The organism is Bacillus sp. RB3, assembly GCF_030164735.1.
In the GTDB taxonomy this organism is placed as follows: Bacteria; Bacillota; Bacilli; order Bacillales; family Bacillaceae_G; genus Bacillus_A; species Bacillus_A cereus.
The window spans coordinates 495,082-517,555 of record NZ_JASNGE010000001.1; the positions used below are offsets into that span (position 1 = coordinate 495,082).

Below are 22,474 nucleotides of genomic sequence, written 5' to 3' on the forward strand. Positions count from 1 at the left end.
AAACGAGGTTATCTAAGGAGGGACACACCAACATGGCGAAGCAACTGCCAGATATCGGCGATTATAAATATGGTTTCAAAGACAAAGACGTTTCGATTTTCCGTGCTGGACGCGGTTTAACAAAAGAAATCGTTGAAGAAATTTCACGTATGAAAGAAGAACCACAGTGGATGTTAGACTTCCGTTTAAAATCACTGGATAAGTTCTACGAAATGCCAATGCCACAATGGGGCGGCGACTTAAACGACTTAGATTTCGATGAAATTACGTACTACGTAAAACCATCTGAGAAATCTGAGAAGTCTTGGGATGAAGTACCTGATGAAATTAAAGCAACATTTGATAAATTAGGTATTCCAGAAGCTGAGCAAAAATATTTAGCTGGTGTATCTGCACAGTACGAATCTGAAGTTGTATACCACAACATGAAAGAAGACCTAGAAGCTCTAGGAATCGTCTTCAAAGATACAGATAGCGCATTAAAAGAGAACGAAGATATTTTCCGTGAACATTTCGGAAAAGTAATCCCACCAACAGACAACAAATTCTCTGCATTAAACTCTGCAGTTTGGTCTGGTGGATCATTCATCTACGTTCCAAAAGGTGTTAAAGTTGATACACCACTTCAAGCGTATTTCCGTATTAACTCTGAAAATATGGGACAATTCGAACGTACGCTTATCATTGTAGACGAAGGCGCACACGTACACTACGTAGAAGGTTGTACAGCACCTGTTTACACTACTAACTCACTTCACAGTGCGGTAGTAGAAATCATCATTAAAAAAGATGCTTATTGCCGTTATACAACAATCCAAAACTGGGCGAACAACGTATACAACCTAGTTACAAAACGTGCGGTTTGTGAAGAAAACGCAACGATGGAATGGATTGACGGTAACATCGGATCTAAATTAACGATGAAATACCCAGCAGTTATCTTAAAAGGCGAAGGCGCTCGTGGTTTAACATTATCTATCGCGATTGCTGGTAAAGGCCAACACCAAGATGCTGGTGCGAAAATGATTCACTTAGCACCAAACACGTCTTCAACAATCGTTTCTAAATCGATTGCGAAGCATGGTGGTAAAGTAACTTACCGTGGTATCGTACACTTCGGACCAAAAGCGAAAAACTCTCGCTCTAACATCGAGTGTGACACGTTAATCATGGATAACCAATCTACATCTGATACAATTCCTTACAACGAAATCAAAAACGATTACGTTTCACTTGAGCACGAAGCGAAAGTATCTAAAGTATCAGAAGAACAATTATTCTACCTAATGAGCCGTGGTATTTCTGAGCAAGAAGCTACAGAAATGATCGTAATGGGCTTCATTGAACCATTCACTCGCGAACTTCCAATGGAATACGCAGTTGAAATGAACCGCCTAATCAAGTTTGAGATGGAAGGTTCTATTGGTTAAATAGAAATGCGGAGCCGACTGTTCAGACCCGTTGGCTAAGGTTCTTTCGCACAGAAGATGCTTTTTATCTTCTCGTGCGGAAGGTTCTTAGACATGAGGGTCTAGGAGGCGAAGCTGGATAATATATGTATGAAGAAAGCGTCCTGCTGTGCAGGGCGCTTTTTTGTTTTGCGGATTTGTCTTGGCTTGGGAGAGGATACCCAGGTAGGTTTCCAGCTAAATATATCAGCGGTTTTTCAAATATATCGACCATAACTCGGAATATATCAGCGATTATTTCAATATATCAACGTGTCGACAAGGAATATCGATTTGTCGACAAGATAAGACAAAAGAAAATCCTCACATACCCCAAACATTTTATAAGAACAGAGAACGACTAGGTTTAAGACAAAGATACTGACAAATCCACTTGAACAACCACCCACTGAATTTTCTATTAAACTTTTTGACAAATCCACCCCTCCCTCCACTATCTGGAATTCTTTCCTGCATTAGCAAAAGTTTCTCATATAAAAAGGACAATCTTTTGCTTTTTCTCACAATGCGAGTACAATGTAAAATAGCAAGAAAAGACGAAAAGTATTTACAGGATTATTGTGTGCGCATAGCGTAAATGGCAGTAAGGAACTGAGAGGAGGTTTTTTCTCTGAATACAAATAAAGAAACAATCATCCACCTTTATCATACAAACGATATACATAGTCATTTTGAAAATTGGCCGCAAATTTCTCGGTTTGTTCTAGGGGAGAAAAAGCGAAGACAGGAAGCGGGAGAGACTGTTTTGACGGTTGATATCGGCGATCATGTGGATCGTTTTCATAGTATTTCGGAAGCGACGAATGGACTTGGGAATACGAAGCTTTTGAATGAGGCGTTATATGATTATGTAACGATCGGAAATAATGAAGGAATTACGTTAGCGAAGGAGCATTTGAATCGGCTCTATGATGATGCTGGATTTGAAATACTTGTCGCAAATTTATTTGAAAAAGAAGGGGTACGTCCGTCATGGGCAAGGCCTTATAAATTGCATACAACGACGGATGGGATTACCATTGCTTTTATCGGATTAACGGTAGCTTATCCAGAGTTTTATCAGATGCTCGATTGGCATATTGAAGATCCCATTATTCATTTAGAGTCTATTTTAGAAGAAGTGAAAGATGAGGCTCATATTACGGTTGTCCTTTCTCACCTTGGAAAAAGTATGGATGAGTATATGGCAGAGCATTATGATATAGATGTTATTTTAGGAGCACATACGCATCATTTATTTGAGCGTGGTATTCTACTGAATAATACTTTACTTTGTTGTTGTGAAAAGTGGGGGCGTTACGTTGGTCACGTGCAGCTTACTGTGGATATAGAGATGAAGAAATTGCTGAAAAAAGACGGTAGGGCGATTAAGACGGAACGTTTAGGTGCTTATAGCGAGCCGTTATCCACAATTGAAATACTGCAGGAAGAAAGTGAGCATATAATGGCAGAGTCTGTCGTTCATTTAAAAGAGTCATTACCGGTTGATTGGTTTCATGAGACGCCGTTTTCTCACATGTTAGCAAGTGCGCTGAAAACATGGTGCAATGCAGAGATTGGCATGGTGAACGCTGGTGTACTTCTTGAAGGGTTAGAAGAGGGTGTTGTAACGCGCGGAGATATTCACAGAATTTGTCCACATCCAATTAATCCGTGTGCTTTGAAAGTTCCAGGAAAGATATTAAGAGAAGTTATTTTGAAAGCACGTAAGCCGAATATGGAGAACCTTGAGGTAAAAGGATTCGGATTTCGGGGAAAAGTGATGGGGAAAATGATTTATGCTGGTGTAGAAGTCATTCCAGATACGATTCCCGGGAATAAAATTTTACTCAAAGATGTATTAATTAACGGGGAATCGCTGGAATTAGATCGTATATATACGGTAGGAACGATCGATATGTTCACATTTGGATACTTATACCCAGAGCTATCCACACTTTCTGACAAACAATATTATATGCCAGAACTACTGCGGGATGTGTTAACAGACATGTTAATAACTCATACATCTTCCGTCAAACTATAGGCTAGTTAACTTGTAACACTCATTTTTCTCTTGTCATACAGATAAGAAAGAGAGGAGTGTGAACTATGGTTAATGTGGAGCCAATTATAATCGATAATTATACGTTTATTGCGGTTAGCGTCAAACTTCCAAAGACAAATTTGCTAGCTGTAATGAGCGATAAAGGATATATTATGTGCGGTGCATTAGATGTAGGTCTTTTAAATGAGAAGTTAGGGGATCGAGGAATTATTGCTGGCCGCGCGGTTGGTGTAAGAACGATTGAACAACTTCTTGAAGCACCGCTAGAATCAGTAACGATTGAAGCTGGAGCTTTAGGTATTACGGCTGGCACAATCGGAAAAGAAGCATTATTAAAAATGAGATAAGCATATATCGTCCCTCCTTCTTGCATAGAAATGATATAAGAAGGAGGGTTTTTTATGAGTATATTTCGTTCGAAAAATTCGCGGTTTCGAAGGGGGCCTATTTCCTTTCGGCACATACTGCTTATGTCATTTATTCTTTTTATTATATTACTCGTGCAAGGATTATGGATTGTGAATAGCAGCATTCAGCCGACATTAATGAAATATGGAGAAGTAGAGACACATAAAATGGCGACAGCGGTTATGACGAAGGCGCTAAAAGATAGAATCGATGAAGGATTCGATGTCGATTCATTAATGAAAGTACAAAATGATAAAAACGGGAAAGTATCCACAATTAATTTAAATACGAAGCAAGTAAATGAAATCGTAACGTCAACGACCACATACATAGAAAAATATTTACAGCAAGTAGAACAAGGGAATTTAAAGGGAATAGGTATTTCTGAAAAAAATGGGGCAACGATGGCAGTTCCTTTTGGTCGTGTAACAAATAATGCGCTTCTTGGAAATATAGGACCAGATATTCCAATTGATTTCACGACGATTGGTCATGTAAATACGGATATTAAACAAAAAATTGAACCGCACGGGATCAATACGACAGCGATTCAAATTATTATGGAGATGGAAGTCACGTTGCAAGTGATTATTCCATTTCATACGAAAGAGATAAAGGTGAAACAAAATGTTCCGATTGCGACGCGTATCGTTCAAGGGGAAGTGCCTACGTATTATGGAAGCGGAAGTGTTGCTGTACCTGATAAAAAGAAAACAGATAGTTAGTTGTAAATAAAGTGAAACCCGGCTCAGTCAGACTCTTACTGGATAAAAAATAACCGTAGCAATGCAGCTACGGTTATCGTTTTGTATTTGCTCGTTCTTTGCGCTCCCAAAGGCTTAAATGCATGTATGGATCGAAGGCCCATTCTGTATAGCCATTGTCTTTATACATGCCAAAATGTAAGTGGGGCGGAAATTTTCCGGCTGTACCAGGAGGTCCATAACCAGTGCTACCAACAAATCCGATTACTTTCCCTGGCTCAATAATTTGTCCAAGCTGTATTTCTTTTGAAAACCCGCCTAAATGAGCGTAATAATGGTAATTGTTATGAAGGTCGCGAATACCAATGCGCCATCCACCAAGGCGGTTCCAACCTTTCGTTTCAATAATGCCATAGCAAGTCGATCTTACTGGCACGCCATATCCGGCAAAAATATCGGTTCCTTCATGAATCCTTCTGCCGCCAAAACTTCTTCCAGCGCCGAAAGTACTACGGTAGCTATGGTCACTACGGATCGGAAGAGGAAAAGCATTTCCTTCTAAATTAATACGTCCATAATGTTTATAAATTTGGGCGTATTCGCTAATTAAATCAACTGTTTTGGCACGTCTATAATATTCCCAGAGCATAATTTTAATACGGTCTTCTGATGTTCCTTGTTTCCTTAAAATAGTCGCTGCGGTATGCAGAAGATCACGGTCGCTATTTGCATTTGCAAATCCATCTTTGTCACCATCTAAACCTATTCCGCCAAATAGAGAAATTGTATGGGGAAGAGTATCGTTACTATTAATAGGTCCAGCCCATATTTCTGGTTTGAAATAAAGGGAAATGATGGCATCTGGTTTTTTCGGAATATCTTTTCTTACGCTCCGTATATTTCTTTCATATTGATCCATTGCAGCTAAGTAATACCATGGAATGCCTGAAGACTGCTCGGTTTCTTTATATAGTGCCATGCGCTTTTCGTATATGCTTTGCTGATTATCTTCACCGTAAGCGATGTTTTGGTGGAGAAGAAAACAAATAGAAAGCAAAAGAGAAATTTTTCGAAGCATGAAATAGACTCCTTTCACAACATCACTCTTTTTAGTGTGGGATATACGGAGTATTTCATTATAGGGAACGATTGGAAAAAATCTTAGAATCTTCATTTGAGCAAATCGCTTTCATACGTTAGAATAGATATGTTACATTGAAAGAAGCGAACACGGTAAACTATTTCATATTGTGCGGAGTTGATAACCATGACAAAACAAACAGAATATAAGCGCAAGCCCGAATGGTTGAAAATTAAGTTAAACACGAATGAAAACTATACAGGCTTAAAGAAAATGATGCGTTCTAAAAATCTTCATACAGTTTGTGAGGAAGCAAAATGTCCGAATATTCATGAATGCTGGGCTGTAAGAAAAACAGCAACATTTATGATTTTAGGTGCGGTTTGTACACGTGCTTGTCGTTTTTGTGCGGTTAAAACAGGCTTACCAACTGAGCTTGATTTACAAGAACCAGAACGCGTGGCAGATTCAGTAGTACAAATGGGCTTAAAGCACGTTGTTATAACAGCGGTTGCACGTGATGATTTAAAGGACGGGGGAGCAGCTGTTTTTGCTGAAACAGTACGAGCAGTACGTCGTAAAAACCCATTCACGTCTATCGAAGTATTACCATCTGATATGGGTGGAGTAGAAGAAAACTTAAAAATGTTAATGGATGCAAAACCAGATATTTTAAACCATAACATTGAAACAGTACGTCGATTATCTGACCGAGTTCGCGCTAGAGCAAAATATGAACGTTCATTAGAGTTTTTACGTCGAGCGAAAGAAATGCAGCCTGATATTCCAACTAAATCGAGCATTATGGTGGGCTTAGGTGAAACGAGAGAAGATTTAATTGAAGCAATGGATGACTTACGTGCAAACAATGTGGATATTTTAACTCTTGGGCAATACCTACAACCATCTAAGAAGCACTTACCAGTTCTTAAATATTACCCACCAGCAGAATTTGCAGAGCTTAAAGAAATTGCACTTAGCAAAGGATTTAGCCACTGTGAAGCTGGCCCACTTGTGCGCTCTTCTTACCATGCGGACGAGCAAGTACGTTCTGCAAAAGAAAAAACAGCAGAAGCTAAATAATGAAAAAAGAGAGCTAACGATTAGCTCTCTTTTTGTTTATACTCTAAAACGGTATTTGGACATGTTAATAAAATCTTTTTTAATTCTTCTGTGGATAATTCAATTGTAAATTCAGGTACACCAGGTGTAATTAAAATTTTATCGTACGTATAAATAGCGTTATCCACAATAATTGTTACATCGTGTGAATATCCGAAAGGAGCCACACATCCCGGCGTACAACCAGTTTTGTCTCGCAGTTCATCAGGAGAACAGAGAGATAAGCGTTCTCCTGTTAGTTCTTTCATCTCTCCCCGGTTGAGCCTTGTGCCCTCTAACGTAAAAAATACGTAATAATCTCCAGACTTTGATTTTAAAAATAAGCTTTTACTTGGAGTGCCTTGTAAGCCGAGTCTCTCACGTACAATCCGATCTGTCTCATAATCGAGTACTGGTTCGTGTTCAAATTTTTCATAAGAAACATTTGTTTTATGTAGTAGAGCAAGTACATCTTCGTACATATGGAGTGATACCCCTTTCTATTATTAGTACAGTTTCTTCTCGTGGCGTCAACTGAATGTTTTGGAAAGGGATATTACTTAGACGATGCTTCCCATAAGCGTTTTATGATACATTGTTCGTCGATTGTAATTTCGTAAATATCAGGATTCGTTAAAGTTCTCCATTCATTAAAGCCAATCGTATGATTAAAATGCTTTAAAATGAGCGTAAGTAAATTGCCATGTGTAACAAGTAGTGTTGTTGTATGGTTTAATTGTAAAACGTCTTGAATAAGCGATATGGCACGGTCTGTTGCTTGTTTTGTTGACTCTCCGCCTGAAAAGGCAATATCTATATTTGTAAAAGTAGATTCTAGTTTTTGCATCCAATCATCCATTGGAACGTTGCTCAATATGCGTTCAGTTAATCGTTCATCTTCTTGGATAGATAAGTTAGCTTGGAGCGCATAGGGCCGAATGGAATCGATAGCTCGGACAAATGGGCTTGAAATAATATGATCGATTTGTAGATGATTTTCTAAGAGAAATGTAGCAAGGGTATTTGCCTGGTCTTTTCCATCGGTCGTTAATTCAGCATCACGTTTTTGCCCAGTTGCTGAACAATGTCGTATTACAATAATTTTCTTCATAATTCATCCCCATCTTTCAAGTTGACGCTATATACTTCGACAAATGTGGAAATAATTCCTTTTTCTTGTAAAACGGCATATGGATTTAAATATGTGGAAAAGTAATGTGGATAATGAACATTTGAGGTGCAATCATGAATAAAATGATATGTATTGTAGTTAGTCTTTGTTTTTTAATACACTTGTCCACAACTTATGCAGAGTCGAATCAAAAAGTAAATTATCCAAGCAATCGAAATAAGTCATTTGTGAGTGAGGATATTTTTTATAAACAGTTAGATAAGAAAATCTATAAAGAATACAATAATGCAGCATATAGTGTTCGAAAAAAAATCTTATTTAAAGAAGTGCCCGATGAAGAATTTTCTTTCCTACAAAAAACAGCCGTGGGTTGTCGGAGTAGTGTGATGCTTCAAGATTTTTTTGTTCATCCTGATCGCCAAGTTTATTTTTTTGCTTCCTTTTCTCAAAATGAAGTAGAAGAGTTTCATAAATATATCGTTATAGATGCAGAAACAAAGAGGGAGCTGCAAGAAGGAAAAAGCTATCATCATTGCGACAATCCATAAAAAATAAACCACCAATCGGTGGTTTATTTTTTACTCCGGTACACTCATTAATTTCGCTTTCATTTTGCGAATAAGAACGACAGCGCCAATTGTACAAAGAAGTGTAATTCCTTCTGCAACGAAGATATTGATTATTTTTGTTTGGTAAAGTGCCGCGAAAAAGTCTACAAATGCGTGGAATAGTATAGCGTATACTAGGAAGATATATTTCTTCTGTTTTACTGCGTATAAAACAAGCATTGTAAAGGCAATTTGAAGCACGAGTGCCATAATTCTTTCTAAGCTACCAAGGAAGTATAAGTAGGCAGGTTGCTGAATTAACATGTCCTGTAAAATGCTCAGCTCGGGTTTTTGTTCAATCAGTCGAGCGAAGCTACCATCGTTAATAGAATTAGCAAAGATTAATGCTTGTAATGCAGAAAAACCGCCAATTAAAATAGATTCAATTCCGCCGTGACCAATTCCATAAGCGAAGCCATCTTTATATTCTAGATATTTTTTTAGTAAGAAGAAGAAGGCAACGAAGCGTCCTAATTCTTCAAAAATACCAGCAGTCAATCCGCCATAAATTGCGAAGACAAACGGATTTTCTAAAAATGGAGCGATTGTTGGATTACCGCGCATAAATAGGTGGAATGGTGTTTCAAGAATTTGGGTAAATCCGATAAAGATAAGAACACCAATGCCGACTACTTTCCAATTCATATTATATTTTTTACGGAAATAAACGAGTACAATAATTGGGACCAGAATCGAGATAATGAGTTGAAAAATGATGCTGGCAATTACAGTATTTGAAACCATACTTTCACCGCTTTCTAATATATGTACATAACTATTATGCATCAAATATAGGAGAGATGAAACTTTTTAAGATAAAATGAATTTACTTATTGACTCTAACGTTGCGTCATACTTTATCGTATGTACTAAGGGGGAGATACAAATGACAATGAGAGTAAAAGAAGTAGCTGATTTAGTTGGAATTAGTGTGCGCACACTGCATCATTACGATGAAATTGGGTTGTTAACCCCGGACGAGACGACAGAGTCTGGATATCGTCTGTATTCCAATGAAAATTTAGAGACATTGCAGCAAATTTTGTTTTTTAAAGAACTAGGCTTCCCTTTGAAAAAGATTAAAGAGATTATCATGAGTCCATCATTTGATCGCGAAGAGGCACTACAGCTTCATAAGAAAATGCTTCTTGAAAAGCGTGCTAGATTAGATAAAGTGATTGCGACGATTGATAAAACAATTCAGCATACAAAAGGAGAGATTGAAATGACGAACAAAGAGAAATTTGAAGGATTCGATTTCAGCCATAACCCATATGAAGAAGAAGCACGTGAAAAATGGGGAGATGCAGCTGTAGATAAAGCGAACGAATATGCAAAAGGTATGTCAAAAGAGAACCAAGAGGAGTTTAATGCTATTTATAGAAATTTAGCAGCGCTTAGACACGGAGCACCAGATTCTAAAGAGGCACAAGAAGCAATTGGAGTGTGGTACGATTACTTGCAAAACTTCGGTGCATATTCATTAGATGCTTTTAAAGGACTCGGTCAAATGTACGTCGCTGATGAGCGCTTCACGAAAAATATCGATAAGTTTGGTGAGGGGTTAGCGCAATTTATGTGTGATGCGATGGAGGTTTATGCGAATCGTAATAAAAAATAAAAAGTAAAACAGGTGGAGATTTTCTCCACCTGTTTTACTTTTTAATCATATCATTCAAAGTCTGATCTCCCGTATTGTTCAAATGAGGATTTTTACTCATTTCACGTTTTAGCATATCGAGGCTTTGCGTATATTCTGTATCATTTAATGCGCCAGATTGAAGACCTTGAATTTGGGAAATCAACTTTTGGTCTGTTGATACATATGCTTTATAATAGCGAGGGACGATGGACAAAGCAGCTCTATATACTTGATCTGCTACGAGTTTTGGATCCGTTGTGTTTGCACGGTATACAACAAATACTTCATCATCGGTAACGAGCGTAGCGGCGTTTGTAACGTCAGGAAGTTTGACTGTCATACTTGTAATCATTTCAGCAACTTTCTCACGGTTAATGGCTCCTACTTGTTTGTTAGATACTTCATGCTTTTGTTTAGATGAATAGCCGACCCTTGTGAGCCGTGTATTTGTATTTTCCGTATGATACATGTCATTTTTATTGGAAACAAGAACACGGCTTCCTTCTTCACGTTCCATTTCAGCTTTGTTCGCTGATTGGCAGCCTGCAAATAAGGAAATAGTGAGAAGGGAAAGTAAAATTTGTTTTTTCACGATGTATCACCTCCTTCTCCATAGCATGTACTAATTTGCAATTTTTTGTATTTGAAATTGTTGGTTGTTATGCTTTGTGATACGATAAAAAGAAGAATGCTTAGAGAGGAAGTTAATGATGGAGCAAAAGCAAGAGATTCATGCTACGGTGAGCATTAATAATGTTCAGTACGAAGTAATTAAAAACTTTCGTGACGGTTTTAGTGAAGAAGCATTTAAAGAGCGCTATGCAGAAATTTTAAATAAATATGATTATATCGTTGGAGACTGGGGATATGAGCAACTTAGATTGCGCGGATTCTTTGATGATAGTAACCAGCGTGCGACATATGATACGAAAATTAGTACGTTAACGGAGTATTTATACGAGTACTGTAACTTCGGTTGTGCACACTTCGTATTGCGAAAAGTGAAGAAATAAAAAAATCCTCTTACGATTGTAAGAGGATTTTTTGCATTATAAACAAATCGAGATATAATCTCCTTGAGATAGTATTGTATTTGGCTTCATTTGTTGTCCATTCAATTGAATATCCCCATTTTTAATTTTATCCACAATGAGTGTACGGCTCCAGTCGGAAATATATGTGGATAAGGCTTTATCGATGCGGTGGGAACCGAAAACGATGTCTAATACGATCGTGATTTTAGCTATGCCGTTTTCTTTATGTTGCATAATGGAAATAGTAGTAATTGTTTCGGCTTGATCTTGCTGCGTCATATCGACTGTTTCAACGTGATCAGTAAATGATTTATAAATACGCAGTTTTTGATTCCACGTATGATCTTTCGGACATTTATAAATGGCAAAGCGGTATATGTTTTTTCCGTTGGCGTTATGCCTACGAATATTCGTGTCAGTAAATAAGGTAGTGCGTCTGCAATTTTTACAATACTTTTCGATTGTGTTTTGCTCATTTTCATATAAACTCCAAGAAAGTTGTACTTTCTGCATTTTTCTTCACCTCTTATAGTAGTGGCAAAGAAACGTAATACAGCTATTTGGATGTCTTGTAGTATGAAGACATGAGAAAAAGACAAAAATAAAAGGAGGTTCCCTTAGGAACCTCCGTAAACATCATACTACAGATGCGTTACGTTCCTTTGTAATGGGAATGGGCAGACTACTCCCTTGAAAAAGCGTGGTGCTTTTTTGAGAGTAATGCTATCCAATTGCTGGTCCATTACAAAGTAAATGTTGGCATACGTAGATAACGTCCTTTCTATCCAAATAGATTTATTCTTAATTATAACATATTAGTTTGAAAATTAAAAATACTTGCAATGAAAAAACACCAGCTAAAATAGCTGGTGCATACGATAAATTATATAAGTTCAAATAAAAATGAGCGTAGTTCTTCTGCAATTTCTTCAGTCATAGAAAATGCGTGCTCTAAGTAGCCTGGTTCGTTTAAATCGTCAGCACCGATGATTGCAAATTTATTGCGTTGCATATCAAGGACAATTGTTTTACCGTAATGACGATCGGAGTATAATAGCGCTAAATCGTGACGCTCATTTTCTCCCATAAAGCTAACGAAACGAGTTTTTGTAGCGACAGTATCGTCGTACAGAAAGAAACGTTCTTCCATACACATGGCTCCTTTATTAAATATCTAAGTTTAAGTGTGGTTTATGATCTAAATGGTGATGCGTTTTAATGAATCGTACTGTTCTTGTTTTGTAACGCATTACGATAGAGTATGTTTCAGCTAAATCTCCACCAAGGAATTTAACACCGTCTAATAACTCACCAGCAGATACACCAGTTGCTGAGAAGATTGCATCATCCCCAGATACTAAGTCATCTAACATAAGAAGTTGACGAGGATCTTCTAATCCCATTTCACGACAACGAGCTTCTTCTTCTTCGTTCATTGGAACTAAACGAGCTTGCATTTCACCTTCAAGGCATTTTAATGCTGCTGCAGAAATAACACCTTCTGGAGCTCCGCCAATACCTACGAATAAGTCGATACCCGTTCCAGGTAGTGCTGTTGCGATTGACGCACCAACATCACCGTCACCAAATAATTTTACGCGTGCACCCTTTGCACGAACACGGTCAATAATATCTTGATGACGTTCACGTTCTTGAACGATAACTGTTAGATCGCGAATCTTTTTATTGTTAGCTTCTGCTACAATTTCAATTGTTTTTTCAATTGGATCATCTAAGCTAATTTTACCAGCTGCTTTTGGACCAACCGCGATTTTTTCCATGTACATATCAGGAGCATGAAGAAGGTTCCCTTTGTCTGCGATTGCAATAACTGCCATTGCATTTGCAAGACCTTTTGCAACGATGTTTGTACCTTCTAATGGATCAACGGCGATGTCTACTTCTGGACCGTTACCTGTTCCTAGTTCTTCACCAATATACAACATCGGTGCTTCATCAAGTTCTCCTTCACCAATTACAACTGTACCTGCCATGTTTACTGAATCGAACATATCACGCATTGCTGTAGTTGCTGCATCATCTGCTTCATTTTTCTTTCCGCGGCCCATCCACTGTGCGGATGCTAAGGCTGCTGCTTCTGTTACACGGACAATTTCTAGTGCGAGTTCACGTTCCAAGATTCCATTCCTCCAATTTCAAAAATCATACAAATATAACTATAACAAATAACGGAGAAAAGGTGAATTCGAAAAATTGTCGATTTTTTCAGAAGAAAGCGTTACAATTAAAATGTAAATGCTTTAATTTCCAGGTAGGTGACATTCATGTATTTTGTAGACAGAAAGAAAATAGAACAAATGCTAGTATGTTTAGAACGAGCAACAAGTACATTTCAAGAGAAAAAGATATATGAAACCGAGTTTGAATTTTACGCATTAGAGCGCATAGCCCATCTTATTATTGATTGTGTATTAGATGCCGGGAATGCGATGATTGATGGATTTATTATGCGCGATCCAGGAAGCTATGAAGATATTATTGATATTTTAATGGACGAGCGAGTGATAAGTGAAGAAGATGGACAAGGGATGAAAGAAATTATCCTTCTTCGAAAAATGCTTACGCAAGACTATATTCAAATGAATCATGATGAATTATATAAGACGATTCAAAAACATATTGCAGTGGTAGAGAAATACCCAGCAAATATTCGCAGTTATTTAGAAAAGGAATTAGGACCTGTATCTGCATTTGTACCAGAATAATTATGCTTATAAGATCCCCAGAGAATGCCTTTTGGGGATCTTATATTGTATGTGAGAAAGAAAAGGGAGAAGGGTGAAGTATGGGGGAAGCACGTACGACGAAAGACGAAATTGTACAATTGTTGAAAGTAAAGGGAGAGCACACGGTAGCTGAACTAGCTGACGTTTTAGAGATTACAGAAATGGCGATCCGAAGACATTTAAGTAATCTTGAGAAAGACGGACTCATTTATTCTAAGATGGTAAGGCAACATGTCGGAAGACCAACTTATTTGTATGGATTAAGTGAAAAGGGAGAAGATACATTCCCGAAAGAGTATAAGCAATTTGCGATTGATATGCTAGAAGATTTAGCTCGAATGGGTGATGAAAAAATACTTCGTTACGTTTTAAAAGAGAGAACGAAGCGAATGGAAGAACAGTTACAAAAGAGAGTGAGTAATCAAAAGAATTTAGCATATAAAGTGCAAGAGATAGCAGCTATGCAAGAGAAAAACGGTTATATGGTTCAAATAAAGAGAGATGGAGAGAATTCTTTCGTAATTGAAAAACAAAACTGTCCGTTAAAGGAAATTGCAGAGAGATTCCCGCAAGTATGTGAAGATGAAAAAGAGATGTATAAGCGTTTATTTGCAGGAGCAGATGTAAAGACGTTAGCAAATATGTGTGAGGGCGATTGTAGTTGTTCTTACCAAGTAAAAGAGAAAAAATGAACGTTATGGGGCGCTTTTAGGTAAAGCGTTTTTTTCTTTGGAAAAAGCGGGTAATATAAGAGTGGTATGATAAGGTGAGAACGTTAGCATAGAAGGAGAGACATAATCAATGTATAAAGGTTACTTAATTGACTTAGACGGTACGATGTATCGCGGAGAAGAACAAATTGAAGAGGCAAGCGACTTCGTAAAAGCATTAGGAGAGCGCGGCATTCCTTATTTATTCGTTACGAATAACTCAACGCGTAAACCAGAACAAGTGGCAGAAAAACTTGTTCGTTTCGATATTCCAGCGAAAGCAGAGCAAGTATTCACAACGAGTATGGCGACTGCGAACTTCATTTATGAACGTAAACAAGACGCAACTGTATATATGATTGGTGAAGAAGGCTTACACGATGCACTTGTGGAAAAAGGATTTGAACTTGTGGATGAAAATCCTGATTTCGTTGTTGTTGGTTTAGATCGTGACATCACATATGAAAAGTTAGCAAAAGCGTGTCTTGCTGTGCGTAATGGCGCGACGTTTATTTCTACAAATGGGGATATTGCCATCCCAACTGAGCGAGGATTATTACCAGGTAATGGTTCATTAACATCAGTTGTAGCAGTATCAACAGGTGTGGATCCAATCTTTATCGGAAAACCAGAATCAATCATTATGGAACAAGCTTTAAAAGTACTTGGCATAGAAAAAAATGAAGCATTAATGGTTGGGGATAACTACGATACAGACATTTTAGCAGGAATAAATGCTGGCATGCATACCCTTCTTGTCCACACTGGAGTCACAACTGTGGAGAAGTTAACAGAATACGAAGTACAACCAACGCAAGTTGTGCATAACTTGACGGAGTGGATTGAGAAGATGTAATGAAGAAAGCTGTTCCAAACTTTGGAACAGCTTTTTTTCTAATATTTGCGGGCAGCCCGATTGGTGTGGGCTAACATTCAGTTATGACTAGTGTCGATTTTTGTCGGTAAGTCGATATATTTGAAAAATCGCCGATATAATCTGAGTTGCGCCGATATATTTAGAAAATCGCTGATATAATATGAGTTGCGCTGATATATTTAGAAAATCACTGATATAATTTTATTAGAACGCACGATTCACAACGTCTTTAACCTCTTCAAGATATTGCTTACGCACACTGTTATCCACAGAAGGAACACTTGTATAGAATGTATGCTCAATTGTTTCAATGCCTGTAAATTCAAAAATACCAACACCCGCTGTTTTCTTCATTGCATCAAACATGCCGCCTGCTGTGTATGCCTCTTTCGTATTACCCATTGTAGATAATAACAATCCTTTTTTACCGCTTAATAACTTTTCAATACCGTTTTCACCGTAAGCATAAGCAAATCCATGGCTAAACACACGGTCAACGTATCCTTTTAAAATAGCAGGAAGTCCCGCCCACCAAACTGGATAAATAAATGTAATGCTGTCAGCCCAAGAGATATGCTCTTGTTCTTCTTTAATATCTTCTGGTGTATTTCCTTTAGAAAATGAGATGAAATCGGAAGCGCCTAATACTGGATTAAAGTTTAATTCGTATAGATCGCGAACGCGTACTTCGTGACCTTTTCCTTCTAATTCACTTTTTACCGTTTCTAAAATCGCATGGTTGAAGCTTTCTGTATTCGGGTGTGCATAAACGATTACATGTTTCATTTTTCTTCCTCCTATTTGTGGATATGTGAATAGTTATTTGTATATCTGTAACTATTATGGTTACTACCTTTATAGAAGTCAAGTAATACATATGTATGTATAAAAAGACGCCCGAAAATCGCCTTTTTATACCCCGCTCATACAAAGTACAAAAAAGACAAATAAAATAATGACAATACCAATGCCGAAGTTAAATACGAGAGTACTATCCATATATGTAGCCTCCTTGTTTGAAAGTAAAAAGCACTCTAGTTAAGAGTGCTTTTTTATTTTGAATCTACTTTATAACTTTTAGAAAGTGATTCATGCGTGTAATGATTTACATTATTTTATGTATTTATACTTTGAAATGAGTAAGTCCTTGTTGGATATAGAAAAAAAGACACTCGTGGAGTGTCTTTTAAGATGACAAAATGTGCCAATTGCTTGAGGTTGATAAGACGCTAATTTCCGTGTTAACGCCTTTTCTTTAATCAAGAAGTGTAGCAACAGCGATTCAAATAGATTGTACCATTTGTTTAATTGTGGTGCGTATGCAATTGTGCATATTATGATCATGAGGTAGGTAATGAACTGTAAATAATTTGAAGTGATTTATTTACGATTTCTTCTGCGGCATATATGCCGATTGCGTCTGTTTTTAAAATATGAGGTTGTAAGTTATCATGCATTGCCCCTAACTCACCATGAAGTGGTGCAAAGGCATGGTTCGCCTTTTCAAGCATGCATAAATCAAGTAAAGAATCCCCAGCTGTAATAATCGTATCTATTTGCAAAATTTCTTTTATATATTGCACGGCGTCCCATTTGTTAATTGGTTTTGGTACAAAGTATAGCTTTCTACCTTGAAGTGAATGATTCCAGCCTTGTTTGTCTAACCAGGAAGTGAAGGATGATAATTCATCATAAGGAATGTTCTCCCGTTTAATAATGCAATAATGGAATAGATCATCAGCTGTTTTTTGTGATATAACCCAATCTTTATGAGCTATTTGTCCAAATTCCTTTAGTATGTCGTTTCCCTCTATACATTCAAACGATAGTCTTTCTTTTACTATCCTGTTCCAAGTACCATCTTGTTTACCGTTATGAAGGATATTACCGCCGTTACTTGTAATGACGTATTCGGGAATGATTTCGTCTTGGAATAAAGAAATACGCTGAAACTGCTCAATAGTTCTTGTTGTAACTGGGATGAAATGTGAGTGCAGTTGCAATTTTTTTAGTAGTGAAATGGTTTTATGTGATATGAAAGAAATTTCTTTCCCATCTAAAGTTTCAATGAGTTGAATTGATTCATCTTCTATAGGGGCACGAAACGATTTCCGGGAATAAATAAGCGTCTGATCAAGATCACTGGCGAAAATCATATCGTTTCCCTCTTAAGAGGCTTAATGAGCCCGCAACATGAATAAGCCATATTCTCATAGATTTCAATAGGGACATTCTTTTCTTTAGCAAGAAGTAAAATATGCTTTAAATCGGGATTGTTTTGCTTACGTATTAAAATCTTCCACGGTATTCTCCGGAGTAATACACGAGTTGTTTCGCCCACTCCTGGTTTGATTAAGTTAATATCGTCAATTTCAAAGTGATTTTGGATAGACTGTATATCTTTTAATCCTTGCCAAGAGGGATCAGTGTAAGTTGAAGTAATATAACGTAATTGATTATCTATATGAGAATGAACAGAAGGGAATAAATCTGTTACCTCATCAATGAATAAATTTGATAAGTCTTCTTGTTCTAGCTCTTTATAATATTTAACACCATGAAAATCATTTGGACCGATATAGGTGTCATTTAGTACAGTGCGGCTAATGAGTCCAGAGACTGTTGCATTTAAGCAAGCGCTAGGAATAAGAAAATCTTCACGTGTACCGTAAATTGAAGTACAGTAACCGGGATCAGCAAGCACAGCCATACAATGAGAAATGTGTGTATTATTTCGTTCGTTAAATGTGTGTACTGCATATTCTAATTCTTTTTTTATTGCACCTTTTCCAGTCCACCCATCAATGAATTGAATTGTTTCTTTAGGGTGATGTTCCAAAATATAATGGAGTGCATTTTCATCAATACCGCGTCCGCGAACAATAGAAATACAGTAGTGAGGTACATCAAGGTTGTATTGATAGCGTATGTAGCGTTTGATAAGAATGCCAATAGGTGTACCAGCACGAGCTAATGAAACGAGGACAAGGTTAGTTCCTTTAGTTTGTATAATCTGTTCGGCGACAACTCCAACAGCGATGGCTAGTTTGTGTTTGTATTGTTGCAGGGAAGAAAAGAATAAATCCATATACGCTTTAGAGGGTTTATATTCCATTGGTAACATTTCGGAATAATGTGTGCCAGCTTGAATTGCTTGTTCTCTAGTTTCCGTGGAACTTTCTTTCATTAAATCACTAATATCTTTTAATAGAAAAATAGCATCATTTGGATTGTAACTACTAATATGAGAATTTACTTTTACCATAATTATCAACCTTCCTTTTCTATGCTATTTGAAAATGAGACGATATGAATAAAAGGAATAACTGTTTGTAACTGCTGTAGAAGAGGAAACAGGGCTTCTTCTCCTAAATCACGCTCAATGAAAACAAATACTTCATCGTAATCATGAGGTGAAATATTATAAAAGTAATTTGTAATAGTAGAATCTTCAGGACTTGGATATGAGAAATGATTATGAATGGCATAGTTCACATCATTTGAAACAGGATGGATAGGGCTTCTTGTTGTAGATTGATATAAAATATTTTCACCCATTTCAGCAGCAATTTTCATTGGGATATACATAAATTCACCCGTTCCGAGACAGAGTGTTCGTTTTCCCATTCTTTCTCTTTTTAAAGTTTTTCCTGCTTCTTGGGCGAAAGAATGAATGTGCTTTTGTTCATATGCTGAAATGCCAAATCGCCCAGTATATTTTATATAATTTGATGTATAGGGTGATTTTAGGCAGGTAAGGGTATGTTTTTTGAAATCAGGTTTTGTTTCTTCAATTTGAATCTCTTTTTTTGCAATATTTAATGGTTGGCCAGTTGTATGAATACTGCCTTCTAATAAAGAAATAACATGAACCTTAATTTGAAGTTCTTCTTCTAATTGTTTAAATTGTTTTCTATTAGTATGAGAACGCCAGTCTAACAAAGAAGCAATTATATATTCTTCTCGTGGGAATTTATTTTGAATAGATCTAATAATATTTAATGCTGTTTTTCCTGTTGTCATCTCATCATCTACGAGAACAATTGGATTGTTGTTTTGAAAAAAGCTTTCATCTACATAACAACGGTGTGATGTTGCATGAGAATGTTCTTCCTCAAATGTAATGACAGATTCTAGGTGGGGTATCGATTCCCTAGTTGTATGTACATACTTTGCATTTTGAAAGCATTGAAACATAGAATGACCAAGTGATGTCGCTGTTTCAGCGAATCCGATGAACAAAACTTCTTCTTGCAGAGGATATTGATAACGAAATACTTCCTCTGGGATTTCATCAATTTCTAATGAAATGAGATTTAAAATTTCTTTTTGAAATGGATGAGAAATATTATGTAGTATTTCCATATATCTTGCAGCGAGAGCAACTCCACTTGATAGAGAGACTGCAGGTTTAATAGGAAGATGCTTTCCAAGGATTGTACTCACAAATAAAAAACTACGTTTCTTATTTATTCTCGCAGCCATTTGAAAAAGATTGTCTAGCGCTAAATTATATGGATTATCACGTACTTCTACATGAACTTGTATATTATTTAAAACGTTATACGTGTTGCTTTGCGTTTGTAATAAGGAGATCGGTGAATTGTTTGTTTTCATGTAGCACCCCGTAAATATTAGATTTTAAAATGGTTTTGCGAGCCCACCCATAATGAGGTTTTACTTCATTCATTTTGTTAGAAAAACTGCTTTTTAGCACTCCATTATACGTATCTGCATTTTGTAAAATTAATCTCGCATCTAAATAATCTTCCATTGTGACAATGTGCATTGCCTGTACAACTTTAATATGAGATGGGTGAATAACTGTCTTTCCGATTAAGCCATTTGCATGGTCAAGTGATACCTCTTGAATAAGCCCTTCTTCATAATCATTAGAAAAATATTCCCATACACATCCTGAAATAATATATTCATTTGTTGCCCTTGAGAAAACGTTAATAATGTCTGAAATACAATCACGGACAACAGTAATATGATAGATAGGTGTGTATTTATTACGCCGAATACTAAATATACTTGAAAAATCAGTAGCACCAATACGTACATTTAAGATGTAATCGTGATAAGAATCTAGTAAATCCTTTATTTGTAATAATGATTCTGCCCGTGTTTCCTTATACATAATTTCGGGTGATTCTAAAATCGGCATGCCATATAACGATAATGAGTATAACTCGTTTATATATGCAAGCTGATCGATATAAGTCTTTCCGTTAATCGGTGTGAATTTTGGAAAGACAAAACCACATAAACAATGAACGGCACTACCTAATTCAGTAACAATTTTCTTCATTTGACTTGGCTGTCGAACTCTAATAAAAAGGAGTGGGATGTCTGCTTGATTTAGTATGTTGGCACTGACTAAGTTAGCGATTTGCTGTATTTGAACGACGATGTTTTGCTCTGCAAGTTTTACTTCCTCATCGCTTATAGCGTCCTCTAGACAAAGAATAATTGAGATAGCATCCACATGTTTCCTTCTAATTATATCTTCCGCAATCGTTTCTTTCGTGCCAGGAGTATATAGTGTAGCGCCTAGTGCGTAAGCTAGTTGTTCTTTTCCTATATTTTTTGAAAAATTAAGAGGTTCTTTATAGAAAAAATTTTGCCGTTCTTCTGAGGAGAGATAAGAAAAGTAATTCAAATTGTCACCACCTTATTTATAATGATTCTGTTTAATCGTAACATAATAAGAAAAATCTTCCATAAAAATGAAGCAAGAAATTAAAAAAATATATTGAGAAAGATGAATTATAAGATGAATATCGAATATTGTTAATAGAAATATAATAGGGGGAAAGAGAAAGTGGATATACATAAATTAACAGAGGAAGAAGCAAATGAGATAAATACTTGGACGTACGAGGAACCATATAATTTATATAGTTTTTCAGGCGAGAAAGAAGTAATGGAAGAGCTATTAGATGGAACGTATTATGGCTGTTGTGATGATCAAGGAGACTTCATCGGTTATTTTTGTTTTGGAGCAAATGCACAAGTACCAGGTGGAAGAGATGCTCATTTATATGGTGGAGAAGATGTGATTGATATCGGACTTGGCATGAAGCCGGCGTTAACCGGGAAAGGAATGGGGAAAGAATTCTTCCAAGCTGGAATAGCGTTTGCCACGAAAGAGTTTAATGCAAAAATGTTTCAATTAAGCGTAGCGACATTTAATACAAGAGCGATTACGTTATATAAAAATATCGGATTTAAGCAAGGGCCTATTTTTTTGAGTCGCGGAAGAGAATTTATGCTGATGGAATATGAAAGACCGTCAGCATGAACCTGACGGCCTAGAAAACACTATTATTCTGAGTGCTCAGCTCGGTGCGCTAAACGGCTTGAAGCAGCGGCAGCGATTCCGCCAACGATATCATCAAGGAATGTATGCACCTTTCCAGTTGATTTATCATTTAAGTATTCTAAAATACCAGGTTTTAATTTATCAATATATCCAAAGTTTGTGAAACCGATAGAGCCGTACACATTCACGATAGAAAGTGCGATAACTTCATCAATTCCGTATAAGCCTTCGTCACGTTTTACAATATCTTGTAACGGTTCACTTAGCATTCCCTTTTCAGCAAGGACATCAAGCTCGATACCAGTAATCAGTGCGTTTTGTACTTCACGTTTTGATAGTACACGTTCTACATTGTAACGGCATTCTGACATCTCTAAATTTGGATGATATTTTTTTTGAAGAAAATGAACAAGTTCAGCAATATCGTCAATTGTTACACCGCGTTCTTGTAATAGTTTTAATGCTCTTTCTTGTAGTTGATTTGATTCTTTCATGTTTATCACCTTTTTTTCTTTTTAGTATTTGTATACGTTTCGTTGCTTTATCATGTGCATAGGAATGAAAGGCGAGCACAAGCTCATATATA

General features: G+C 36.8%; 26 protein-coding genes. 12 read left to right on the top strand and 14 right to left on the bottom strand.

Annotated features, from left to right (window positions below; translation table 11 throughout):
* Window positions 1-32: 32 nt before the first annotated feature.
* The 4 genes from sufB (at window position 33) to yunB (ending at window position 4,649) form a co-directional block, all read left to right on the top strand.
* Window positions 33-1,430: a Fe-S cluster assembly protein SufB gene (gene sufB / locus QO049_RS02395; RefSeq protein WP_001118827.1), complete on the top strand. Its 1,398-nt coding sequence runs from the start codon at window positions 33-35 to the stop codon at window positions 1,428-1,430.
* A gap of 673 nt (window positions 1,431-2,103) precedes the next feature.
* The gene (locus QO049_RS02400; RefSeq protein WP_097995221.1) at window positions 2,104-3,495 is read left to right on the top strand and encodes a bifunctional metallophosphatase/5'-nucleotidase; all 1,392 of its coding nucleotides are present in this window, start codon (window positions 2,104-2,106) and stop codon (window positions 3,493-3,495) included.
* 65 nt (window positions 3,496-3,560) lie between these two features.
* Window positions 3,561-3,863 (top strand): YunC family protein, encoded by a 303-nt coding sequence (locus QO049_RS02405; RefSeq protein WP_097995222.1) that lies wholly within the window; start codon window positions 3,561-3,563, stop codon window positions 3,861-3,863.
* A 54-nt stretch (window positions 3,864-3,917) separates the two neighbouring features.
* The gene (gene yunB, locus QO049_RS02410) at window positions 3,918-4,649 is read left to right on the top strand and encodes a sporulation protein YunB (RefSeq protein WP_097995223.1); all 732 of its coding nucleotides are present in this window, start codon (window positions 3,918-3,920) and stop codon (window positions 4,647-4,649) included.
* A gap of 73 nt (window positions 4,650-4,722) precedes the next feature.
* On the opposite strand, the gene QO049_RS02415 is transcribed toward yunB, so the two are convergent.
* Window positions 4,723-5,706: a M23 family metallopeptidase gene (locus QO049_RS02415; RefSeq protein WP_000944662.1), complete on the bottom strand. Its 984-nt coding sequence runs from the start codon at window positions 5,704-5,706 to the stop codon at window positions 4,723-4,725.
* Window positions 5,707-5,895: 189 nt separating this feature from the next.
* Between QO049_RS02415 and lipA the strand changes: the two genes are divergently transcribed.
* The gene (lipA, locus tag QO049_RS02420) at window positions 5,896-6,792 is read left to right on the top strand and encodes a lipoyl synthase (protein WP_000166372.1); all 897 of its coding nucleotides are present in this window, start codon (window positions 5,896-5,898) and stop codon (window positions 6,790-6,792) included.
* A 20-nt stretch (window positions 6,793-6,812) separates the two neighbouring features.
* On the opposite strand, the gene QO049_RS02425 is transcribed toward lipA, so the two are convergent.
* Window positions 6,813-7,292, bottom strand: a complete 480-nt coding sequence (locus tag QO049_RS02425; protein WP_000272747.1) for a YbaK/EbsC family protein — start codon at window positions 7,290-7,292, stop codon at window positions 6,813-6,815.
* Window positions 7,293-7,366: 74 nt separating this feature from the next.
* Window positions 7,367-7,921 (bottom strand): histidine phosphatase family protein, encoded by a 555-nt coding sequence (locus tag QO049_RS02430; protein ID WP_000721050.1) that lies wholly within the window; start codon window positions 7,919-7,921, stop codon window positions 7,367-7,369.
* A gap of 134 nt (window positions 7,922-8,055) precedes the next feature.
* On the opposite strand from QO049_RS02430, the gene QO049_RS02435 reads away from it, so the two are divergent.
* Window positions 8,056-8,490 carry a hypothetical protein gene (locus QO049_RS02435; RefSeq protein WP_001038440.1) on the top strand — a complete coding sequence of 145 codons (435 nt, stop codon included), beginning with the start codon at window positions 8,056-8,058 and terminating at the stop codon, window positions 8,488-8,490.
* A gap of 30 nt (window positions 8,491-8,520) precedes the next feature.
* On the opposite strand, the gene QO049_RS02440 is transcribed toward QO049_RS02435, so the two are convergent.
* Window positions 8,521-9,336: a YhfC family intramembrane metalloprotease gene (locus QO049_RS02440; protein ID WP_246963100.1), complete on the bottom strand. Its 816-nt coding sequence runs from the start codon at window positions 9,334-9,336 to the stop codon at window positions 8,521-8,523.
* A gap of 100 nt (window positions 9,337-9,436) precedes the next feature.
* On the opposite strand from QO049_RS02440, the gene QO049_RS02445 reads away from it, so the two are divergent.
* A complete protein-coding gene (locus tag QO049_RS02445) occupies window positions 9,437-10,171 on the top strand; it encodes a MerR family transcriptional regulator (protein ID WP_113710568.1) in 735 nt (244 codons plus the stop codon).
* A gap of 34 nt (window positions 10,172-10,205) precedes the next feature.
* Here QO049_RS02445 and QO049_RS02450 read toward each other — a convergent pair whose 3' ends face one another.
* On the bottom strand, window positions 10,206-10,784 hold the full coding sequence (locus QO049_RS02450; RefSeq protein WP_000744128.1) for a YhcN/YlaJ family sporulation lipoprotein: 579 nt from the start codon (window positions 10,782-10,784) through the stop codon (window positions 10,206-10,208).
* Between the two features lie 118 nt (window positions 10,785-10,902).
* On the opposite strand from QO049_RS02450, the gene QO049_RS02455 reads away from it, so the two are divergent.
* Entirely contained in the window at window positions 10,903-11,205 is a 303-nt protein-coding gene (locus QO049_RS02455) for a YutD family protein (RefSeq protein WP_000435943.1), read from the top strand.
* Window positions 11,206-11,241: 36 nt separating this feature from the next.
* Here the strand turns inward: QO049_RS02455 and QO049_RS02460 are convergent, their stop codons facing one another.
* The 3 genes from QO049_RS02460 to glpX form a co-directional block, all read right to left on the bottom strand.
* Window positions 11,242-11,739: a cytoplasmic protein gene (locus tag QO049_RS02460; RefSeq protein WP_246961526.1), complete on the bottom strand. Its 498-nt coding sequence runs from the start codon at window positions 11,737-11,739 to the stop codon at window positions 11,242-11,244.
* A 370-nt stretch (window positions 11,740-12,109) separates the two neighbouring features.
* Window positions 12,110-12,376, bottom strand: coding sequence for a DUF3055 domain-containing protein (locus QO049_RS02465; RefSeq protein WP_000392606.1), 267 nt, complete (start codon window positions 12,374-12,376; stop codon window positions 12,110-12,112).
* Window positions 12,377-12,392: 16 nt separating this feature from the next.
* Window positions 12,393-13,364 (bottom strand): class II fructose-bisphosphatase, encoded by a 972-nt coding sequence (gene glpX, locus QO049_RS02470; RefSeq protein ID WP_000439090.1) that lies wholly within the window; start codon window positions 13,362-13,364, stop codon window positions 12,393-12,395.
* A gap of 147 nt (window positions 13,365-13,511) precedes the next feature.
* Here glpX and QO049_RS02475 point away from each other — a divergent pair, with 147 nt between their 5' ends.
* The 3 genes from QO049_RS02475 (at window position 13,512) to QO049_RS02485 (ending at window position 15,539) form a co-directional block, all read left to right on the top strand.
* Entirely contained in the window at window positions 13,512-13,952 is a 441-nt protein-coding gene (locus tag QO049_RS02475; RefSeq protein ID WP_000273999.1) for a DUF86 domain-containing protein, read from the top strand.
* An 80-nt stretch (window positions 13,953-14,032) separates the two neighbouring features.
* Window positions 14,033-14,665 (top strand): helix-turn-helix transcriptional regulator, encoded by a 633-nt coding sequence (locus QO049_RS02480; protein WP_000503346.1) that lies wholly within the window; start codon window positions 14,033-14,035, stop codon window positions 14,663-14,665.
* 109 nt (window positions 14,666-14,774) lie between these two features.
* On the top strand, window positions 14,775-15,539 hold the full coding sequence (locus tag QO049_RS02485; protein ID WP_000276467.1) for a TIGR01457 family HAD-type hydrolase: 765 nt from the start codon (window positions 14,775-14,777) through the stop codon (window positions 15,537-15,539).
* A 225-nt stretch (window positions 15,540-15,764) separates the two neighbouring features.
* Here the strand turns inward: QO049_RS02485 and QO049_RS02490 are convergent, their stop codons facing one another.
* The 5 genes from QO049_RS02490 to QO049_RS02510 form a co-directional block, all read right to left on the bottom strand.
* Complete coding sequence (locus QO049_RS02490) at window positions 15,765-16,346, bottom strand: NAD(P)H-dependent oxidoreductase (protein ID WP_246961524.1); 582 nt, start codon at window positions 16,344-16,346, stop codon at window positions 15,765-15,767.
* A gap of 554 nt (window positions 16,347-16,900) precedes the next feature.
* Complete coding sequence (locus tag QO049_RS02495) at window positions 16,901-17,716, bottom strand: HAD family hydrolase (RefSeq protein ID WP_246961522.1); 816 nt, start codon at window positions 17,714-17,716, stop codon at window positions 16,901-16,903.
* Window positions 17,713-18,825: a cysteine protease StiP family protein gene (locus QO049_RS02500; protein ID WP_074618681.1), complete on the bottom strand. Its 1,113-nt coding sequence runs from the start codon at window positions 18,823-18,825 to the stop codon at window positions 17,713-17,715. The genes QO049_RS02495 and QO049_RS02500 overlap by 4 nt, the downstream gene beginning before the upstream one ends.
* A 5-nt stretch (window positions 18,826-18,830) precedes the next feature.
* The gene (locus QO049_RS02505; protein ID WP_098508558.1) at window positions 18,831-20,177 is read right to left on the bottom strand and encodes a phosphoribosyltransferase family protein; all 1,347 of its coding nucleotides are present in this window, start codon (window positions 20,175-20,177) and stop codon (window positions 18,831-18,833) included.
* Entirely contained in the window at window positions 20,122-21,225 is a 1,104-nt protein-coding gene (locus tag QO049_RS02510) for an HpcH/HpaI aldolase/citrate lyase family protein (RefSeq protein ID WP_246961520.1), read from the bottom strand. Before QO049_RS02510 ends, QO049_RS02505 begins: the two co-directional genes overlap by 56 nt.
* A 162-nt stretch (window positions 21,226-21,387) precedes the next feature.
* Between QO049_RS02510 and QO049_RS02515 the strand changes: the two genes are divergently transcribed.
* On the top strand, window positions 21,388-21,867 hold the full coding sequence (locus QO049_RS02515; RefSeq protein ID WP_246961518.1) for a GNAT family N-acetyltransferase: 480 nt from the start codon (window positions 21,388-21,390) through the stop codon (window positions 21,865-21,867).
* Between the two features lie 23 nt (window positions 21,868-21,890).
* On the opposite strand, the gene QO049_RS02520 is transcribed toward QO049_RS02515, so the two are convergent.
* Window positions 21,891-22,382, bottom strand: a complete 492-nt coding sequence (locus QO049_RS02520) for a phosphatidylglycerophosphatase A family protein (protein ID WP_000665094.1) — start codon at window positions 22,380-22,382, stop codon at window positions 21,891-21,893.
* Window positions 22,383-22,474 lie beyond the last annotated feature (92 nt).

Bases quoted from the DNA above. Each gene is read 5' to 3' on its own strand.
- sufB (WP_001118827.1), top strand. From the start codon at position 33: ATGGCGAAGCAACTGCCAGATATCGGCGATTATAAATATGGTTTCAAA.
- QO049_RS02405 (WP_097995222.1), top strand. From the start codon at position 3,561: ATGGTTAATGTGGAGCCAATTATAATCGATAATTATACGTTTATTGCG.
- yunB (WP_097995223.1), top strand. From the start codon at position 3,918: ATGAGTATATTTCGTTCGAAAAATTCGCGGTTTCGAAGGGGGCCTATT.
- QO049_RS02415 (WP_000944662.1), bottom strand. From the start codon at position 5,706: ATGCTTCGAAAAATTTCTCTTTTGCTTTCTATTTGTTTTCTTCTCCAC.
- lipA (WP_000166372.1), top strand. From the start codon at position 5,896: ATGACAAAACAAACAGAATATAAGCGCAAGCCCGAATGGTTGAAAATT.
- QO049_RS02425 (WP_000272747.1), bottom strand. From the start codon at position 7,292: ATGTACGAAGATGTACTTGCTCTACTACATAAAACAAATGTTTCTTAT.
- QO049_RS02430 (WP_000721050.1), bottom strand. From the start codon at position 7,921: ATGAAGAAAATTATTGTAATACGACATTGTTCAGCAACTGGGCAAAAA.
- QO049_RS02435 (WP_001038440.1), top strand. From the start codon at position 8,056: ATGAATAAAATGATATGTATTGTAGTTAGTCTTTGTTTTTTAATACAC.
- QO049_RS02440 (WP_246963100.1), bottom strand. From the start codon at position 9,336: ATGCATAATAGTTATGTACATATATTAGAAAGCGGTGAAAGTATGGTT.
- QO049_RS02445 (WP_113710568.1), top strand. From the start codon at position 9,437: ATGACAATGAGAGTAAAAGAAGTAGCTGATTTAGTTGGAATTAGTGTG.
- QO049_RS02455 (WP_000435943.1), top strand. From the start codon at position 10,903: ATGGAGCAAAAGCAAGAGATTCATGCTACGGTGAGCATTAATAATGTT.
- QO049_RS02460 (WP_246961526.1), bottom strand. From the start codon at position 11,739: ATGCAGAAAGTACAACTTTCTTGGAGTTTATATGAAAATGAGCAAAAC.
- QO049_RS02465 (WP_000392606.1), bottom strand. From the start codon at position 12,376: ATGGAAGAACGTTTCTTTCTGTACGACGATACTGTCGCTACAAAAACT.
- QO049_RS02475 (WP_000273999.1), top strand. From the start codon at position 13,512: ATGTATTTTGTAGACAGAAAGAAAATAGAACAAATGCTAGTATGTTTA.
- QO049_RS02480 (WP_000503346.1), top strand. From the start codon at position 14,033: ATGGGGGAAGCACGTACGACGAAAGACGAAATTGTACAATTGTTGAAA.
- QO049_RS02485 (WP_000276467.1), top strand. From the start codon at position 14,775: ATGTATAAAGGTTACTTAATTGACTTAGACGGTACGATGTATCGCGGA.
- QO049_RS02490 (WP_246961524.1), bottom strand. From the start codon at position 16,346: ATGAAACATGTAATCGTTTATGCACACCCGAATACAGAAAGCTTCAAC.
- QO049_RS02495 (WP_246961522.1), bottom strand. From the start codon at position 17,716: ATGATTTTCGCCAGTGATCTTGATCAGACGCTTATTTATTCCCGGAAA.
- QO049_RS02500 (WP_074618681.1), bottom strand. From the start codon at position 18,825: ATGGTAAAAGTAAATTCTCATATTAGTAGTTACAATCCAAATGATGCT.
- QO049_RS02505 (WP_098508558.1), bottom strand. From the start codon at position 20,177: ATGAAAACAAACAATTCACCGATCTCCTTATTACAAACGCAAAGCAAC.
- QO049_RS02520 (WP_000665094.1), bottom strand. From the start codon at position 22,382: ATGAAAGAATCAAATCAACTACAAGAAAGAGCATTAAAACTATTACAA.